General features: G+C 57.2%; 1 protein-coding gene. It reads right to left on the bottom strand.

The annotated features are described in order from the left end of the window. Nucleotides 1–305: 305 nt before the first annotated feature. Nucleotides 306–659, bottom strand: a complete 354-nt coding sequence (locus AACH06_RS30100) for a DUF1801 domain-containing protein (protein WP_341429524.1) — start codon at nucleotides 657–659, stop codon at nucleotides 306–308. Nucleotides 660–877 lie beyond the last annotated feature (218 nt).

The raw sequence follows: 877 nt of genomic DNA, 5'->3' as shown, positions 1-877 counted from the left end.
GCGCTCTGCATAGGCAGGACTGTTGCATTCAATGCACCAACAAGGAGTAGACAAGACCGGCCAGCAATGGCCTGCCGTGGCGTCAATGCTTGGGACGTCACTCAGATCAGTGTACTGAAAGACGTACGCATTCGAGAAGGGAAAGATCTCGCCACACCCTGTGCATGAAAGCCATTCGCTGCTATGACTAACCACAGTACCTCCAAGAGCCTAACGTTCGACGTAAGGGGCTGGCCGCAGGCCAGTCCCCTTGACGGAGGGGTTAGACCTCATGCCTGCCAGAGCAAACGGGGATCTGCCAGGATTCAAACGTACTTCACCCATTGCCGCAAGACGGCCCGGAAGGCGGCCTTTGAGTTGTTGAATTCTTCAGCGGTGGCAAACTCAACCATTGCGCGATCTTTGCTCAACCACTTGAGCAACTTGGCCGGGTCTTCGATGGTGACGCCGCCAGCAGGCAACTGACGGACTTTGGCGCCAAGGTGAAGTACAACACTGAGGCCGGACTTGGCCCGAAGATGGGTGGTGGCGAAGTACTCCGAGGTGCGAAAACTTGGAGCATTCCACTTCACGCCTTCCTGAACGGAAGGCTCGACTTCGAGCATCAACTTTCGCAAGGCCTCGATCTCAGGCTTGTGCGGATGAACCAGCTCAGCCATGAAAGCATCTACAGCCGCGGAAGAATCAGCGGGCGTTGAGTGCGCGGGCTTGGGCTTTGCGACAGGCACGATGACTCCGGACTCGGTGACTGAAGAGGTCTAACGTTCGACGTAAGGGGCTGGCCGCAGGCCAGTCCCCTTGACGGAGCGGTTAGGCAGGGCGGCCGGAGCACAGAGATGCCTGGAACGCAATGCCACAACCGACATGTATTTCATGA

Origin of the sequence: Ideonella lacteola (assembly GCF_038066555.1) — a bacterium.
GTDB lineage: Bacteria > Pseudomonadota > Gammaproteobacteria > Burkholderiales > Burkholderiaceae_C > Ideonella > Ideonella lacteola.
This window is presented reverse-complemented; position numbering and strand designations above follow the sequence as displayed.

What these genes read in the sequence shown, in the direction of transcription:
- AACH06_RS30100 (WP_341429524.1), bottom strand. Translation starts at nt 659, where the DNA reads ATGGCTGAGCTGGTTCATCCGCACAAGCCTGAGATCGAGGCCTTGCGA.